11 protein-coding genes are annotated in these 12,212 nt (G+C 73.0%); 4 read left to right on the forward strand and 7 right to left on the reverse strand.

Annotated elements, in window-relative coordinates:
* Positions 1-45 precede the first annotated feature (45 nt).
* The gene (locus ACWCQ6_RS07885; RefSeq protein WP_451086564.1) at positions 46-1,116 is read left to right on the forward strand and encodes an N-acetylglucosamine kinase; all 1,071 of its coding nucleotides are present in this window, start codon (positions 46-48) and stop codon (positions 1,114-1,116) included.
* Between the two features lie 119 nt (positions 1,117-1,235).
* Positions 1,236-2,159, forward strand: coding sequence for a sirohydrochlorin chelatase (locus ACWCQ6_RS07890; RefSeq protein WP_451086566.1), 924 nt, complete (start codon positions 1,236-1,238; stop codon positions 2,157-2,159).
* Positions 2,160-2,258: 99 nt separating this feature from the next.
* Here ACWCQ6_RS07890 and ACWCQ6_RS07895 read toward each other — a convergent pair whose 3' ends face one another.
* From ACWCQ6_RS07895 to ACWCQ6_RS07925, 7 genes are all read right to left on the reverse strand, one after another.
* The gene (locus ACWCQ6_RS07895; protein ID WP_451086568.1) at positions 2,259-3,341 is read right to left on the reverse strand and encodes a lactonase family protein; all 1,083 of its coding nucleotides are present in this window, start codon (positions 3,339-3,341) and stop codon (positions 2,259-2,261) included.
* A gap of 139 nt (positions 3,342-3,480) precedes the next feature.
* Positions 3,481-4,974 carry an FUSC family protein gene (locus ACWCQ6_RS07900; protein ID WP_451086570.1) on the reverse strand — a complete coding sequence of 498 codons (1,494 nt, stop codon included), beginning with the start codon at positions 4,972-4,974 and terminating at the stop codon, positions 3,481-3,483.
* A gap of 273 nt (positions 4,975-5,247) precedes the next feature.
* The gene (locus tag ACWCQ6_RS07905; RefSeq protein WP_451086572.1) at positions 5,248-6,402 is read right to left on the reverse strand and encodes a glycosyltransferase family 4 protein; all 1,155 of its coding nucleotides are present in this window, start codon (positions 6,400-6,402) and stop codon (positions 5,248-5,250) included.
* Positions 6,403-6,647: 245 nt separating this feature from the next.
* Positions 6,648-7,319, reverse strand: a complete 672-nt coding sequence (locus ACWCQ6_RS07910; protein WP_451086574.1) for a response regulator — start codon at positions 7,317-7,319, stop codon at positions 6,648-6,650.
* On the reverse strand, positions 7,316-8,668 hold the full coding sequence (locus ACWCQ6_RS07915) for a sensor histidine kinase (RefSeq protein ID WP_451086576.1): 1,353 nt from the start codon (positions 8,666-8,668) through the stop codon (positions 7,316-7,318). The genes ACWCQ6_RS07910 and ACWCQ6_RS07915 overlap by 4 nt, the downstream gene beginning before the upstream one ends.
* Before the next feature lie 10 nt (positions 8,669-8,678).
* On the reverse strand, positions 8,679-9,854 hold the full coding sequence (locus ACWCQ6_RS07920; protein ID WP_451086578.1) for an acyltransferase family protein: 1,176 nt from the start codon (positions 9,852-9,854) through the stop codon (positions 8,679-8,681).
* Entirely contained in the window at positions 9,847-10,824 is a 978-nt protein-coding gene (locus tag ACWCQ6_RS07925; protein WP_451086580.1) for an alpha/beta hydrolase, read from the reverse strand. Before ACWCQ6_RS07925 ends, ACWCQ6_RS07920 begins: the two co-directional genes overlap by 8 nt.
* Positions 10,825-11,053: 229 nt before the next feature.
* Between ACWCQ6_RS07925 and ACWCQ6_RS07930 the strand changes: the two genes are divergently transcribed.
* Together ACWCQ6_RS07930 and ACWCQ6_RS07935 are read left to right on the forward strand one after the other, a co-directional pair.
* Positions 11,054-11,539 (forward strand): Lrp/AsnC family transcriptional regulator, encoded by a 486-nt coding sequence (locus ACWCQ6_RS07930; RefSeq protein ID WP_451086582.1) that lies wholly within the window; start codon positions 11,054-11,056, stop codon positions 11,537-11,539.
* Positions 11,540-11,893: 354 nt separating this feature from the next.
* Entirely contained in the window at positions 11,894-12,067 is a 174-nt protein-coding gene (locus tag ACWCQ6_RS07935) for a hypothetical protein (protein ID WP_451086584.1), read from the forward strand.
* The last annotated feature ends 145 nt before the right edge of the window (positions 12,068-12,212 follow it).

The raw sequence follows: 12,212 nt of genomic DNA on the forward strand, positions 1-12,212 counted from the left end.
GGATAGGCTGCCGCCGTCCTTCCCCTTCCTTCCTGGAGTCGGTCCATGAGCGCACCGCGGCGATCATCGCAAAGCCCCGCCGTCGTGCGCGCGGGCGGGGCGTCCGCACCGGAGCCGTATGTGCTCGGTGTGGACTCGGGAGGTTCGGGGCTGCGCGTGGCGCTGGGTGCCGGCGGCGTGTCCGGCCCGGTGGCGACGACGGTCTGCGCCCATCCGGTGCGCACCGGACCGGCCGGGATCGACGCGGGCCATCTGCTGGAACAGCTGCTGCCCGCCGTCCGCCGGCTGCTGGAGCAGTGCGGCGGCCGGGACGGTTCCGCGATCGACGCAGTGGCGATCGGTGCCGCCGGCATGGCGACGCTCGGCGGACAGCTGCGCGCGGAGCTCCCGTCGGCCCTGGAGGACACGCTCGGGGTGCGGCGGCTGGCGCTGGCCGCCGATGCGGTGACCGCGTACGCCGGGGCGGTCGGTCAGCGCCCGGGGGTGGTCGTCGCGGCGGGCACGGGCATGATCGCGCTGGGTACGGACCTGACGGACTGGCGGCGGGCCGACGGCTGGGGTCATCTGCTGGGCGACAGCGGCGGCGGGGCCTGGATCGGCCGGGCAGGGCTGGACGCGGCGATGCGCGCCCATGACGGCCGGCGCGGCGGATCCGACGCCCTGCTCTCCCGGCTGGAGGCGGTGTTCGGGCCGGCGCCGGAGCTGCCCGGGCTGCTCTATCCGCGTACCGACCGGCCTGCCGTACTGGCCTCGTTCGCACCCGAGGTCGCCGCGTGCGCCGGGCACGATCCGGTCGCCGCGGGGATTCTGCGCGAGGCCGCGGAACACATCGCGGAGGCGGCCGCGGCGGTGTGCCCGGAGGCGTGTGTCGATGGCGAGCCGTGCGAAGTGGCGCTGACGGGTGGCCTGTTCCGGATGGGCGAGCCGTTGCTCGCGCCCTTGCGCGAGGAGTTGTCCCGGCAGGTCCCGCAGGCGCGGGCAGTCCTCGGATCGGGTGATCCATTGGCCGGTGCGCTGTCCATCGCCCAGGCGCTGGCGACCGGGGGTCTGCGGCTGCCCCGTCACCCGACGCTGCTCCGGGTCCCTGGTGAAGGGCCTGGGCAGAAGCCCGAGTAGGCACCGACAGAGCAGGACAGGCGACCAGTAAGCCACTCATCGGATAAAAGTGGACAGATAACGCCTGTCTGGGCCCTCCCCGAACAGAGCCGCACCCAAAACCAGTAGCATGCGGCGCCATGAGCACCCCCACTGGGCCCGCTTCCGGCCTGCCTGTACGAATGCCGCGACCTCGCCAGTCCGGACGGCACCGCCGCCCGGAGCCCGTGGTCGCACCCGAGGGCGCTGCCGCGCTCGTTCTCGCCGTTCCCGGCACCCCCTCCCCGGCCACCCGCAGTCTGGCCGAAGAGGTGATCAGTATCGCCCGTTCCGAGCTGCCCGGCCTCAACGCCCGGATCGGCTACCTCGACGGTGACGACGCCGAGTTCCCCGCGCTCTCCGCCGTCCTCACCCACTGCGCCACGGAGCGCGTCGCGCGCTTCGAGCAGGCGCAGGCCGCGGGCCGTGAGGTGGCCGAGCCCGAGGGGCCGTCCGCCGTCGTCGTGCCGCTCCTCGCGGGGCCGGACAGCGCCCTGATCCGCCGGATACGACAGGCCGTGATGGACAGCGGTACGCAGGTCGAGCTGACCGATGTGCTCGGTCCGCACCCGCTGCTCGCCGAGGCGCTCCATGTGCGGCTCTCCGAGGCCGGTCTGGCCCGTGCCGACCGGGCCAGGCTCTTCACGGTGGCCACGGCCGCCGACGGCATCGTGCTGGCCACGGTGGGCGGCGAGGAGGCCGTGCAGGCCGCCGGGATCACCGGCATGCTGCTGGCCGCCCGGCTCGCGGTTCCGGTGATGGCCGCGGCACTCGACGTCGAGGGTTCCGTCGCGTCGATCGCCGAGCAGCTCACCAGCTCCGGCTCGGCGCAGCTCGCGGTTGCTCCGTACCTCGTCGGCCCCGAGGTGGCCGAGGGGCTGCTGGACGCCGCTGCGAAGGAGGCGGGCTGCGCGACGGCCGAGCCGCTCGGCGCGTACCCGGCGATCGGCAAGCTCGTGCTGTCGATGTACATGACGACACTCGGCATCACGCCGGTCGCGCCGCAGGGTGCTCAGGCGCACTGACCCGTCGCCGGGTGCGCCCGGCGGACCGTCGGTCCACGAACGCCGGACGGGCTCGGAGAACCGGGCCCGTCCGGCGTTCGTGCTGTGCGCGGCACGAGGTCAGGCGAAGATCACGCAGGATGCGGCAGGGGCGTCCAGCGAGCCCGCTCGGCTCGGGGTGCCGGTCTCCGGGTCGATGTCGAACCAGGTGACGTCACCGGACCGCTCGTTGGCCGCGTACAGCCTTCGGCCGGTGGGGTCGAGTTCGAGATCGCGCGGCCAGTGCCCACCGCAGTCCACGGTCGTGACCAGGGCCGGTTGCTCGCCGGTCGCGCCGAGCGTGAGCACCGAGATGCTGTCGTGCCCCCGGTTGGCGGTCCAGAGGAACCGGCCGTCGTGCGAGACGACGACCTCGGAGGGGTAGGTCGCCGCGTCTGCGCCCCGCGCTCCCGCCGGCAGCACGGACGTCTCCCCGAGCGGCTCCAGGACGCCCGCGGCGGCGTTCCATCTGCATGCCGTGACGGTCGGTTCGAGTTCGTTCAGGACGTAGGCGTGGCCGCCGGCGGGGTGGAAGGCGAGGTGGCGCGGGCCCGTTCCCGGCCGCAGGGCCGTCTCGCCGTGCAGCCGCAGCTTCCCGGTCGTGGTGTCGAGTGCGCAGATCCGTACGGAATCGGTCCCGAGGTCAACGCTGAGCACCCAGTTCCCCGACGGGTCGGGCAGCACCTGGTGGGCGTGCGGGGCCAGCTGCCGGTCGGCGTCGGGGCCGCTGCCCTCGTGCCGGAGCACGGAGGAGACCGGGCCGAGGGAACCGTCCGCCCGCACGGGCAGGACGCTTACGCTGCCCGCGCCGTAGTTGGCGGTGAGCAGATGACCGCCGGCGAGCGCGAGATGGGTGGGGCCGTCGCCGTCCACCGACCGGATCCCGTCGATGGGCCGCGGCACGTCGCCGGTGATGTCCAGGGCGACTGCCGCGCCGTGCTCGGTCTCACTGACCGTGTAGAGCGCGCCGCCTCCCGGCCCCGGTCCATGGCCCAGGGCGAGGTACGAGGGGTCGGGGACCGTGTCCGTGGCACCGAGGACGGTCAGCGCCCCGGTCCCGTCGTCCACGGCGGCGACGGTGATTCCCCGTCCGCCCGCCGAGGTGAACGACCCGATGAATGCCCGCACCGCGCTGTCGTCGCTGCCCACCGCACCCTCGGTCACCGCATGTCCTCTCTCGGCCGACTGATCACGACGGGGCGTGCCGTCGTGATCTCCGGGGCGACGGTAGCAGTCACCGGCCAGGTCCGGACCAGGGCATCGGATGCGGGGATCGCCCACCACGACACGTCCGAGGGGCGACTCACACGCCGATCAGCGGGGCGCGCGGGTCGCTGCGCAGCGGTGCGGCGAGCTCGGCCAGTGCCCGTTCCAGGCCGTGCAGATGGGCGAGCGCGGGCTCGGCCGCGGCCGTGTGCGGCGGGACGTCCAAAACGCCCGCCCGGTGCCGCGGGTCGGGGGCCGTCAGGGCCTCCACGCACGCCTCGACCCGCCAGCAGGCGGCGGCGAGGCGGGCGTCGTGGGATGCCTCCGGGTCCGCCGCGACGGAGGCCAGTCCGCGCACCTCGCGCGCGCAGTCGTCCAGCAGGGCGAGGACCTGACCGGCACGGGCCTTGCGGGCGCGCAGCGGGCTGAGCGGGTGCACCAGGGGAGCCAGGGACATCCGTACCCGGCCGAGCAGCGCCTCCAGCTCGGCGATCCGGGGTGCGGGATCGGCGGTCGTGGATCCCGAGAGCCGTGCGGCGGCTTCCGCGGTGCAGGCGTGCACACAGCGCAGGGCCCGCTGGATCCACGCGTCGGTCGTGGCGTGCGTGGTGACGGGCAGCACGAGCAGCACCGCGAGCATCGCGCCGAGCGCACCCGCGCCGGTCTCCGTCAGACGCAGCACCAGTAGAGCAGGGTCCAGCACGCCGAGGAGTCCGTAGAGCGCCCCGGCCATCATCGTCACCGAGAAGACCATCCAGGTGTAGGAGACCGCGGCGGTGTAGAAGATCCCGAAGATGCCGGCCGCCACCACGGCCGCGGAAGGCACGGGCGCTCCGTGCAGTGGTACGACGACGGCCAGGCCGATGGATACGCCGAACAGTGTTCCCAGCACTCTGCGGAAGCCGCGCACCAGCGTCTCGCCGCGCGAGGCGACGTTCACGAAGACCCACCACGTGGCGCCCACGGCCCAGTACCAGCGTTCCTCGGAGAGGACGAGTCCGGCCATCAGCGCGAGGGCGGCGCCCGCGGTGGCCTGGATCGCCTGGCGCGTGGTCGCCCGGCCCAGTCCCGTGCCGGTCACCGGGGCGGGGACGACCGGGGCGGACTGCCGCCGCTCGTAGCACCACAGCCCGAACCGGACGGTCGACGAGACGAGCAGGGAGAGGGCGACCGCCGCGTACAGCTCGGGCAGTTGGCCGGGCAGGGTGTGGAGGAACTGCGCGGTGAAGAAGGCCATGAACGCGAACACGCCGAGCGAGTGGCCGCGCGGCCCCCATCGCCGGGCGTACACGCCCGCGCCGATGACCGCGAGAAAGGCCACGTCCCGGGCGACCGGGCGGTCGTGCAGCCCGGCCGCTAGGGCGAGGACGGGAAAGCCGGCGACAGGCAGCAGGGCCGTGGTGACCGCCTGCCCCCGCACCGTGGTGTCCAGCACCGTGAACAGGGCCAGCAGTGCGGCGAGGCCTCCGGCGACGGCCGCGACGAGGGAGTGCCCGGCCAGACCGCACACCGCGACGGCCAGTCCGATGCCGAGGACGGCCCGGACGCTGCTGCGCAGTCTCGTCCGGCCCGGGTCCGGGGCAACGAACATCCTCTTCAGTACCAACTTGCTCCCGCTTCCGCGCACCGGCTCTGAAAACCGGCTCCGTACACCGGCTCTGTGCACCGGCATGAAAAAGGCGCCGCGGAGATCCGCAGCGCCATCGACGGGTACATCACAACATCCTTGCGGACCATGGCTCAACTCGGGCTGAATTTACTGAGCCAATGGCACAACAATCGTCGGCTTTGCTGAGCCATGAGTAGGCCAACGGACCGGCGGTGCACCGGCCCGCGGCCGGCGGCCGCATCACTCGGCGGCCGCCTACTCCTCTCCCGACAGGGGCACCGCCCGCTGCTCGACGGGGGTCAGAAGCTGTGTCAGATGGCGGGCCGAGGCGTCCCAGGACCAGGACTCCCGGACCCATTCGCGGCCTGCGGCGCCCATCGCGGCCCGGCCGGGGTCGAGGAGGATCCCGGTCAGCGCCCCGGCGACGGCGGCGGGGTCGGTGCCGTCCACGACCCGGCCGGTCCGGCCGTCGAGGACGGTGTCCGGAGCGCCGCCCGAGTCGCCGACGACCACCGGCAGACCGCTCGCCGCCGCCTCCAGGAACACGATGCCGAGCCCTTCCGCCTCCAGCCCCGCCCGCCGGGTGCGGCACGGCATCGCGAAGACGTCCGCCGCGGCGTAGTAGGGCGGTGTGTCGGTGTGCGAGACGCCGCCCACGAAGCGGACGGCCCCCTCTCCGTGCCGCGCCGCCAGCTTGCGCAGCCTGGCCTCGTCGGGCCCCTGGCCGACCACCACCAGTACGGCGTCGGGCACCTTGTTCCTGATCAGCGGCAGGGCCCGGATGAGGGTGTCCTGGCCCTTGCGGGGGACGAGCCTGGCCACGCACAGGATGACGCGCTTGCCGTGCAGCCCGAGTTCGGTGCGCGGGTCGGGTCCGGCACCGGCACGGGGCCGGTACACCTCCGGGTCGACCCCGGGAACGAGTCGGCTCATGCGCGCCCGCGGGCCGAGCGCGGGCTCGATCCGGGCGCGGGTGTACTGGCCGAGGTAGGTGACCACGTCGACACCGCCGCCTATCCGGCGCATGAGCCCGCGCGCGCCGGGCGTTCTCGCCCACCAGATCTCGTGGCCGTGGGTGGTCGCCACGATGCGCCGTACGCCGCCGCGCCGCAGGGCCGGAGCCATCAGGGCCAGCGGTGCGGCGGCGCCGAACCAGACCCGGTCGCAGCCGTGGGTCCGGGCGATCTCGACGGCCCTGCGGGTCACCCGGCCGGTGGGCAGCAGCATGCGGCTCGGATCCCGTACGACGGGGAACGGCAGGCCCGCGTCGTAGGCGGTGTCACCGGGTTCGTGCGAGGTGTAGACGACCACGTCGTCGTCCGGTACCCGGGTGGCCATCGCGTGCACAAAGGTCTCGATGCCGCCCTGGCGGGGCGGGAAGTCATTGGTGATGACAAGGGTGGAGCCCATGGACTCTTCGGTTCCTTCGGTTGGTCGGAATCGGCCGGAGCGCCGGGAGAGGGCAGCCGGATGCCCGGTCTCGGGCATGGCGGCTCGCCGAGCGGGCCTGAGCCCTCCGGTCGGTGTGTCGGTTCTGTACGTGTCGGAGCGGCACCGCTCCCGCCGTTTCCGGTCGTGCGGGAGCCAATGGCGGTCGGGGACAGGGGGGGTTTACGCCGGTGCTGACCCGGTGTTGCGCGGGTGGCGGGGCCGGATCAGTAACCGGTCGGGCGCACCAGGCCCGTCTCGTAGGCGTGGACAGCGGCCTGGGTGCGGTCGCGCAGTCCCAGCTTGGACAGGATCCGGCCCACGTGCGACTTCACGGTCTGTTCGGCGACCACGAGGCGCTCGGCGATCTCGGTGTTGGACAGGCCCTGCGCGATCAGGGCCAGCACCTCGGTCTCACGCTCCGTCAGTTCGCCGGTGCGGGCCTTCAGCTGGGCGCGCGGGGCGGCACTCACCCTGGCGAACTCGGCGATCAGCCGCTTGGTGATGTTCGGGGCGAGCAGGGCCTCACCCTCCGCCACCACCCTTACCGCATGGGCGAGTTCCTCGGCCGAGGCGTCCTTCAGGAGGAACCCGGACGCGCCCGCGCGCAGCGCCTCGTAGACGTACTCGTCGAGGTCGAAGGTGGTCAGGACGAGCACCCTGACGGTGGCGCCCTCGGCCTCGGTGACGGTGCGGGTCGCCTCGATGCCGCCGAGCCGGGGCATGCGGATATCCATCAGGACTACGTCCGGGTCGAGTTCGGCCACCTTCTCCACGGCGTCGGCGCCGTCCACCGCCTGGCCGACGACCTCGATGCCCGCTTCGGCGTTCAGCAGCACCGTGAGGCCCTGCCGGACCATCATCTGGTCGTCGGCGATCAGAACGCGGATGGCCGTCATCGGATGTCCTCGGCAGGGTCGGCGGGCACGGCGGGACCGGTCGGCTCCGCCGTGGGCAGTGCTGGCAGTATCGCAGTGACTTCGTACCCGCCGTCGGGAGTCGCGCCGGTGACGAGTTCGCCGCCCAGCATCGCGGTGCGCTCGCGCATGCCGAGCAGGCCGTGGCCCTCGCCCGGAGAGGGGGGTGCGGCGCGGTCCGGCGCGGTGTTGGTGATCCTGACGGCGACACCGGACTCCTGGTGGCGGATCTCCACCTGCACCCGCGCGCCCGGTGCGTGCCTCATCGCGTTGCTGAGCGCCTCCTGCACGATGCGGAACGCGGACAACTCGACGCCCGGCGACAGCGGACGCGGCTCCCCGGTGGTCTCGGCGGTGACGGTGAGCCCGGCGCCGCGCGCGTTGCCGATCAGCTCGTCCAGCCGTTCGAGGGTGGGCTGTGGGGCGTGCCGCGCGGCCTGCGGCAGGGGGTCCTCGGAGCGCAGTACGCCGAGCACCCGGCGCAGTTCGGTGAGAGCGTCGACCGCGTTCCTGCGGATGCCCTCGACGTTCTCCCTCAGCTCCTCGGACGGGTTCTCGACCAGGTGCGGGACGACCTGGGCCTGGATGGAGATGACCGACATGTGGTGGGCGACCACGTCGTGCAGCTCGCGTGCGATGCGGCTGCGCTCCTCCAGCAGGGTACGTCGGGCACGCTCCTCGGCGGTGAGCTCCTCCTGCTCGACCAGCCGGGTACGGGTCACCGCGAGACCGCGCAGCGCGATGCCCATCATCACCGTGATGACGAGGGCGGCGACGGCGAGGCCGGTGTCGTTGGCGCTGCGCCAGGGGGTGCTCACTCCGCAGAGGAGCCCCGCCAGCACGGTGATCGTCAGAGTCTCCGCGGCGATCCGGGGGCGCAGTCGCAGCGCAAGCAGGAACAGCACCCCTGCCTGCATCGCGATCCCGGCCCCGCTCCAGGGGAAAGCACCGCTCCACGGGAGCCGCGTCCCGAAGCCGATACTCGCGGCGAACGGAGTGACCAGCACCATGACGAGCATCGACGCCCACCAGGCCTGGAGCGGTCGGTACAGGGCGACGACGATCGCCGCCGACTGAACTCCGGCGAAGAGGACGCCGAGTTGAATACCCATCCCGAAGTCGAAGGCGTACTGGTTGCTGCCCCCGATGAGCACCCCCACCGCGAACATCAGCAGTGGCACCATGATCACCGGCCGCCACTCCAGCCAACGCGGCTGCCCCGACTGTCCGTTCGGGTCTACCGCCGTGCGCGGCACCAGGTCCTCGCGCAGGGTACGGGGCAGTGCCCGCAACACCCGCGCCGAACGCTTCACCATGTCACCCCGGTTCACAGCTCGCACCTTAGACACGTCGCGCCTCCGCCGCCATCGGTGATCCGGTGGGGCGCCCCTCGCGGACGACCAGGTTCTTCGTTCGTGCCGGCCGATGCTGTTCGTAACCGCGGAACGCCAGCCAGCAGATCAGCAGCGCCACGGCGAACACCGGCAGCCAGGCCAGCCGGGCGAGTACCCAGCCGGGTCCGTCGGGCAGGGTGTGCAGGCCCGGCAGCAGCCCGCCCGCCGACAGGCCGGTCGCAGTGACCGCGATCATCGCGGTCTGGTGCCACAGGAACACCGTCATCGCCGAGAGGTTCACCGTCGCCACCACCGCCCACAGGACGGGCCTTTGCAGCACCCGGCGCAGCGGGCCGAGGAGCAGGAGCGCCGCCCCGCACTGCGCGAGGCCGAAGGTGACCACGGCGAGGGTCGGCGGGTCGAGGTTGGAGATGTCCACACCGGGCACTCCGACCATGCTCGCGGGGTAGCCGCCCCACCGGACCAGTGCGGCGGTGGCCGCGGCTCCGCCGAGCAGCAGCGTCCAGCCGGTGCGGCGGCCGAGCAGTTCGCCTCGGGCCCAGGCAGCGCCCAGGCAGTACGGCACGAGCCAGCCGGCCGCCACGTTGACCGAGGCGAAACCGCCTGGCGCGTCCAGGCCGAAGCGGTAGAGGTCGACGACCAGTACGACGGCGAACGGCCACAGCGGATGGAGCCTCGCCACCAGCGGAGTCGCCGCCGTCAGCGCCGCGAAGACCGCGATGAACCAGAGCGGGGACCACACCAGCTTGCCCAGTGCGCGCACGGTGTCCTGGTCAACGCCGGTGAAGAGCATCGCGCACGCCGCCACGGACCATACGACCGGCACCACGGCCATCGGGCGCAGCAGCCGGCTCATCCGCGCACGGAACCACCGGCCGTGGCTCTCGCCCCGGGCGCGGGCGGCGGCATGACTTCTGGCACCGACCAGTCCACCGACCAGGAAGAAGACCGCGAGGGTCTGGAACAGCCAGGAGACCGGGGTGAGTTCGGGTAGGTACTGGAGCGGGCTCGCGCCGTGCACAGTGCCGCTGTCGACGACCAGCGCGGTCACCAGCCAGTGGCCGAGGACGACGCCGAGGATGGCGATGGCGCGCAGCGCGTCGACGGCACGGTCGCGGTCGGCGGGGGTGGCGGATTCGATCCGCCGGGCGAAGTCACGCATGGCGCTCTCCCGGGGTCTTGGCGGATCCGGCCGCTCCGGCCACGATCCGGGCGATGTTCCTCAGCGGTTCGGAGCCGGTCTTCAGGTAGTCGCTGTGGCCGCCGGAGCCCGCCGCGAAGATCTCGGCTCCGAACCCGGGCGAGACCGGGTCCGTTCCGAACCCGATGTCCACGAAGGGCAGTCGGAGCTCGACGTGCGGTACGTCCGCGATCCAGTCGTCGCTGCCACGGCCGGCCCAGACGGTGGCCGAGGTGTGCAGGGCGTCGGCATCGCGGTAGCCGGTGCCCGGGCTGCCGTACAGCACGATGTCGGCGACCCGTAATCCGTGCGCGGCGCGTGCGCAGACGACGGAGCCGTAGGAGTGGCACAGGACGGCGGTGCGGGCAGCCGGCTTGATCTGCTTCAGCTCCCCCATGAATCGCATCAGTTCGGGGGCGGCCTCGGTGGCCCGCCCCGAGGTGAGGGAGGCCGGGCTCACCGTCGCCGGCGTCCGGTATCCGAGCCAGGCGACCACCGCGGACCGCTCCCCCAGCTCCTTGCGCAGGGCGAGCGCGCCATTGCGCAGGCGCCAGTAGTGGTCGATGCCGATGCCCGCGCCCGGGACCAGTACGGCGATCCGTTCCGCGTGGGAGAGATCGCCGACGACCTCGACGCTGCGGCCGCCGTCGCGGCCGTCGAAAGAGAGGAAGCTGCGGGCCGGGCCGGCCATCGTGTGCAGCGCGGCAGCCCGTTTGCGGTCGCCGTGGCGGGCCGCCGCCCGCTCGGCCGCGCCGATGTCGGCCCGCGTCGCGGCGTACCGCTCGGCGAGTGCTTCCGGTGCGGCGCTGCGCAGCGGGCCCCGGACGGCCGGAGCCGGCGCGGGTACGCCCGCGGGGCCCGCCGCGCCCGAGAGCGGAATGGCCACCGAGGAGGCCATCAGCACGGCGAGCAGGCCGCGGTGCAGGCGGGATCTGCGCGGATGGGACGGCATGACGGGTTGTTCCTTCCGTACCTGATGGCTTCGGTGCGTCGGGTACAGAAGTTATGGACGGGGGTCCGTAGTCGGCGTCCCACCCGGGTGCGAACCTTTTCCGTAGCTCTCAAGGACTACGGGTATGACACGCGGTCAGCACCGGGCCGGGCCGCTCCGACCGGGCCCTGGCTGTGCCGTTGGTACAGTCGCAGCCCGGATCGTCGTACCAGGAAGAGGCCAGCGGACCATGGTGGTGGACGCCCTCGACACCCGTATCCTGCGGCTGCTCATCGAGCAGCCGCGTACCAGCGTCCGTGAGTACGCCCGCATCCTCTCCATCGCCCGGGGCACCCTCCAGGCCCGGATCGACCGGCTGGAGCGGGACGGTGTGATCACCGGGACCGGGCCGGTGCTCTCCCCCGCGGCGCTGGGCCACCCGGTGCTGGCCTTCGTTCATCTGGAGGTCACCCAGGGGCATCTCGACGAGGTCGGCGAGGCGCTCGCCGAGGTGCCGGAGATCATCGAGGCCTTCTCGACCACGGGCGGCGGGGATCTGCTGGCGCGGGTGGTGGCCCGCGACAACGGTCACCTGGAGGATGTGATCCAGCGGCTGATCCAGCTGCCCGGAGTGGTCAGGACACGCACCGAGGTGGCGCTGCGGGAACGGGTGCCGCACCGGCTGCTGCCACTGGTCGAATCGGTGGGCCGTACGGCGGCGGGCGGCCGGAAGTGATCAACGGCTTGGCGTGCTCGGCGCCATGAGCTCTCCGCATCTCCCCGTACCGCCCGTCCTCTTCGATCTCGTCGCCACGCCGGTGGACAGCGAACCCGTCTACTACGAGGCGGCCGCACCGGCTGCTCGCGGAGCACGGTGTGCCCGGCTTCACGTGGGCCGAGCACCTCGGGCACATCGGCATCGGAGTCCACGAGACGCCGGCGGCGCTGCGCGACAAGTACGGGATCGCGACGCCCGTCGGCGACCTGGTGGCGGGCCAGGCCACCCGGTACCCCGCGATGGCGTCGAGAACGGTCCCGGCGTCCCAGCGGGGCAGCAGCGCGCTGGTGCCGCCGGAGACGAGGAGCGAGGATGCCCAGGCTCTCGCCCAGGAGCGGGGGCGAGTTGCACGAGCACGGCAAGGCGGTCGACGCCGCGGGCGACCCGGCGGACTCACGTACCTGGATCCTCTCCGCGCTGGACGGCCGGGCACCGCAGGACACCGCACCGCCCGGCGGTCGAGGCCCGTTCGTCGACAACCGGTGAGAAGGCCGCGGCCGCTCGGGAAGTACGCGGTCGGCGGCCGCCTGCCGGAGCCCGGGACCGCGAGGTCCGGCGGCCCGATATCCTGATCTTGCCGCGCGCCCCCCACCTCGTCCCGATCCAGGTCGGGTCGCTGCCCGTGGCAGCA

The sequence above is a fragment of the Streptomyces sp. NPDC001880 genome (genome assembly GCF_053594575.1).